We start from the raw sequence: 4,304 nt of genomic DNA on the forward strand, positions 1-4,304 counted from the left end.
TCGCTAAAAAACCAGGGCCACCCCCCCGTTATTTCCATTCTAAACCTTTAACGGCTTGCTCCCCCCCACAAAGTGCTTCGCGGGGGGAGCGTCCGGGGCGGGGGTCACGCGCCGCTGACGCATCCCAATTACCGCAGCAGAAGGATCAGGATGATGAGCGGGATCGGAATTCCAAGGAGCCAGAGTAAAATCGGCATGATGTTTCCTTTCGTTTATCGGCGGCGTTTCCAGGTGCCGTCGCGAAGGCCGCCGCCTTCGGTGGCTGCAAGGCTGGCGCAGAAGGCGCCGAGGAGAAGCGAAGCCGTGATCCAGAATGCGAGCGAAGCGGTTGCCTTGCGTGCGGCATCGATGTCGGTCTTAATCTGTGTGACGCCCTCATTGACCCGCTTTTCCGCGTCCTGCTGGCTCAGGCCCGTCCGGGCGGCCACGACCTTGACTGTGTAATCTCGGTCCGGACCCTTGAGTTCGCCGCCGTTGCGAAAACTTCGCGTGAAAAGGCGGACTGTTTCGCCGCGGGCATCGGCGGGGTTAGCATTCTGTGCAGCGGGATCGCCCCGCAGGATAGTGTCGACATAACCGTCCATCGGACCGGTTGATTGAGCGGCGCTCGTGACGGCTCCTTGGCTCACACCGGCTGCGGTGCCGCCAATCAGGCTTGTCGCCGGGCTAGCGAGCACAACGGCGCCGAGTACCGAAGCTAAAGCCCACGCGATAAACCCATGCGCCGTATCTCGGAAGTAGACCTCATCCGCGTGCACGCCCTCCCATGCCGTCCGCAGACGCCCGGCGAGATACCCGCCGATCGACGACGAGATCATGGCGATAACGATCAGATAAAGCCCGGTCGTGATTTTGAAAGTGGTGGCCGAAACGCCTGAGCCTCCCCACGGCGAGATCGCGCTTAGGCCAAGTCCGGTGCCAAAGGCGAGCAGTACGAGGGTCATCGCGCACGCGGCGACTGCGCCCGCGATGATAGAAGGCCAGGACACACCTGTTCCAGGCGAGCCCGCGGGCCCTCCCGGTGCAACCACGACAGTATCGATCATATAATTCGCTCCGCAAATGACCGCGCCTCGCGCCGTCTGCCGCAATAATGAGCATGTGAGAGGTTGGTTCCTAGGCAATGGAACTTTAGGACGCAGTGCCGATTTATCCCGGCGGCTGACACAGGGGCGACATTCATGAAGGGCAAAGCAAAAGCTAAAGAGCCATCCGGAGTTTCGAAGTTTTTCGGCGAACTCGCCAACCGAACCTCGTTGGCGGCAGGCCGGGCTTCAACGTTCATTATCGCGGCCGGCATCGTCATCGTATGGGCGGTAAGCGGACCGGTCTTCGGTTTCTCCGATACGTGGCAGCTCGTGATCAACACAGGAACGACGATCGTCACGTTCCTCATGGTGTTTCTCATCCAGAATTCTCAAAACCGCGATAGCGCCGCGATCCAGGTCAAGCTCGACGAATTGATCCGGGTCGGCGCGGCCCGTAATTCACTGGTCGGTATCGAACACCTGACAGACGATGAGATCGAGGATCTACGCCGCAAATGCGAGGCGAGGGCGCGCGCTGAAAAATCGGCCGACAAGACCGTCGACAAAACGCGGAAGTCCGCGCGACGGGCCGCGGAAAAGGTCGCGAACTGATGCGGGCGGGCACTCAGTCAGAGAGGCCCGCTGCCCAAAGCATTGACGCAATTCTTCGCCTTGAAAAGCAGGACGAAGAAACTCTCGCTGTCCATCACCGTCTGTTTCACTGGATCGGCTGGTTCGCCGGCACCGTTCAGTTTTTCTTTCTTCAATGCGTGTTCGTGCTCGGCTGGATCATGCTCTGCCACTTTTTCCCGCATCACGCCTTCGACGAATATCCATTTCCCCTGCTCGCGACGATCCTCGCGGTCGAAGCCGTTCTCCTCACCTCCTGCGTGCTGATACGCCAAAGCCTGATCGACCGAACTCTCGAACGGCGCGATCACCTGGAGCTGCAGATCAATCTCCTTGCAGAGAGGGAGGCGACCCAGTCGTTGCGCATGTTGCAGCGATTTGCGAAGAAATTAGATGTCGAGGACATCGAGGATGGCAGCCCGGATGAGCTTGCAAGCGAGACGTCGGTCGATCAGATAGCGCAGGACTTGAGAGACCGGCAGGACGAAGAAGCGAAGCAGTAGACAGCGCGAGGCTTGGAGCCCGAAAACGGGTCAGGTGATCTGCTCCGTCGTGCACTGTTTCGGTGCCTTATCCGGGCGCCAGCGCAGCAGTCGCGTCCCATGCCGAAACCTTCCGCTCGTTACATGGTCGAAACTGACCTCCGCGACAAGCTTGGTCTTCAGGGGCTGCCACTCCGTCGAACGCTCTGTCGCCCATCGGCTTGGTCCGCCCGGCGCATCACCCGTGAAGCCGGGCGGCCCGACCAGCTTCTCAAGCCGCGCGGTCAGTGCTTTTCTATCCTCCTTTGCAAACGCTGACGTGAAGCCGACATGGTCGAGTAGCCCCTTGTCATTATACAGGCCGAGGAGAAGCGAGCCGACGAGCTTACTGCCCTGTGCATAGCGGAAACCTCCGACAACGCAGTCCGCTGTGCGGATGCGCTTTACCTTAAGCATTGCGCGTTCGCCGAAGCGGTAATCGAGATCGATCTGCTTGGCGATGACGCCGTCGGTCCCTGCAAACCCTTTATCGAGCCACACCTGTGCAGTTTTGAGGCTTGCCGTTTGCTTCGTCAGGCTCACCTGCTGGTGCTTGAACCCGGCTGAGATATCTCCAAGCGCCTTGTGCCTTTGCCCAAACGGCTCGGCGCTGATGCTTCTGCCGCCTTCGCTGAGAAGCGTATCGAACGCAGTGAATATCGCAGGCGTTTCGATCGAAAGCTTCCTGATCCGGCTCTCTGCCGGGTGAAGACGCATCTGCAGCGCATCGAATGAGAGCTCACCATCGATCCTGATGAGTATCTCCCCATCAAGAGCCAGCCTTTTAACGCCAATTGAAGCGATCGCTTCTATTACCTCGGGAAAATAGCGGTCGAGCGGCTTGCCGGATTTGCCTTGCAGCCCGATCGTCTTACCATCCTTCAGCGCGAGGCACCTGAACCCATCCCATTACGGCTCGTACACCCAGTTCGCGCCTGCGGGAAGGGCGGTGACGCTTTTCGCCTCCATCGGGCGGATAACTTGATGTTTGGCGGGTTTGGCGCTCTTCATGCCTACTCCTTGCGAGGAGCCAACGCGTGTAAATACCGCGTCGTTCCGCCTGTAAGGCTGCGTTGAACCACGAGCGAAAATCTTTCGCACGAATCGTAGGGGATTTGCGGTGACGGGACCTGTGGGACATCTGCAGCTCCTTCGCCTTCTGAGCCGCATTAATTGACGGTCTCAATGCCCGTGGGAGGGTGACGGCGGATAAGCGGATGCGGAACTGCAGCCGAAGGCGTAAGGCCCGGCCTGCCGGAAGTCGATGCGACCCTTGCAGCGTGCGCGCGCTTGCGCAGCGTTAAGGCATGATGTGAGACCACTAATTGCGGATCATAAAGAGAAGTGAAGTATGGCGGACACGAGACCTGCGTCACGGCTCTAGATCATCGCCTTCGCTATGCCGCGCAATTGGGACGACGCGCGGGCGCATTTGGCACGGCGCTCTCTGAAAACGTGATGAGGAACGTGCAATCAACTGCGAAAATTGCTTTCAAAAACTCCTCATCGCGGCCGGCAGGCGGTGGGCGTGAGGCGGAGTGCTGTTCCGCTAGCCATAAGCGACGCTTCGCTGTGAGTAGCCGGCCGAAGGCTAACCCTTGAGCATTTGTTAGTGCGCCCCGCTGGCTCATAACAAGAATCGCGATCACGATTTTTCAGTCGATAGTTCGATGACCGACCAAATCGATTGCTTTGTCGCACCCCGTTCTTCGCGCGCACGCGATATTTATGGAAAAATGAGCGCCGCATCGATTTAGGGCTCGGTGGTTCTATGGTTGCTGGTCCGCTGCCGCGTTGGTACTCTTTTTTTGTATTGTAAATGAAGATTATGCACGGCGGTCGCCGAGGGCTTCTGAGCCATCGCACCAGTGGCTTTTTGCTTCTCTCCGTTTCTGTATGAACATTGGTACGAACAATATCATTAGGTAAGGAGATCACCTTGGTTGAAAGGGAGAACATGGTTAGGTCAATTTCGGAGAAAGTAAAAAAGAACTGGTTGGTCGCCTGGATAGTGGTCTTGTTCGTCGCATCGTCAATTTATGGGGTGGTTGACCTGCCCCTGAAGTTTCACCCAGTAGCGGTTAGAGTCTCGGCGGATGTTACGCCGTTTGGCGCGGTGTGAGCA

At 58.2% G+C, this 4,304-nt stretch carries 3 protein-coding genes and 1 pseudogene; 2 read left to right on the top strand and 2 right to left on the bottom strand.

The genetic code is table 11. The annotated features are described in order from the left end of the window. Positions 1–212: 212 nt before the first annotated feature. On the bottom strand, positions 213–1,046 hold the full coding sequence (locus AC0L3X_RS42470; RefSeq protein WP_354100543.1) for a hypothetical protein: 834 nt from the start codon (positions 1,044–1,046) through the stop codon (positions 213–215). Between the two features lie 135 nt (positions 1,047–1,181). On the opposite strand from AC0L3X_RS42470, the gene AC0L3X_RS42475 reads away from it, so the two are divergent. After that, positions 1,182–1,640: a low affinity iron permease family protein gene (locus tag AC0L3X_RS42475; RefSeq protein ID WP_354098960.1), complete on the top strand. Its 459-nt coding sequence runs from the start codon at positions 1,182–1,184 to the stop codon at positions 1,638–1,640. Next, positions 1,640–2,161 carry a DUF1003 domain-containing protein gene (locus AC0L3X_RS42480; RefSeq protein ID WP_354100544.1) on the top strand — a complete coding sequence of 174 codons (522 nt, stop codon included), beginning with the start codon at positions 1,640–1,642 and terminating at the stop codon, positions 2,159–2,161. Before AC0L3X_RS42475 ends, AC0L3X_RS42480 begins: the two co-directional genes overlap by 1 nt. Before the next feature lie 30 nt (positions 2,162–2,191). On the opposite strand, the pseudogene AC0L3X_RS42485 reads toward AC0L3X_RS42480, so the two are convergent. Beyond that, positions 2,192–3,076 (bottom strand): annotated as a pseudogene (locus tag AC0L3X_RS42485) (ATP-dependent DNA ligase); the annotation flags it as partial. Between the last annotated feature and the right edge of the window lie 1,228 nt (positions 3,077–4,304).

Source organism: Bradyrhizobium sp. MI1.7 (assembly GCF_055811795.1).

Bases quoted from the DNA above. Each gene is read 5' to 3' on its own strand.
- AC0L3X_RS42470 (WP_354100543.1), bottom strand. From the start codon at position 1,046: ATGATCGATACTGTCGTGGTTGCACCGGGAGGGCCCGCGGGCTCGCCT.
- AC0L3X_RS42475 (WP_354098960.1), top strand. From the start codon at position 1,182: ATGAAGGGCAAAGCAAAAGCTAAAGAGCCATCCGGAGTTTCGAAGTTT.
- AC0L3X_RS42480 (WP_354100544.1), top strand. From the start codon at position 1,640: ATGCGGGCGGGCACTCAGTCAGAGAGGCCCGCTGCCCAAAGCATTGAC.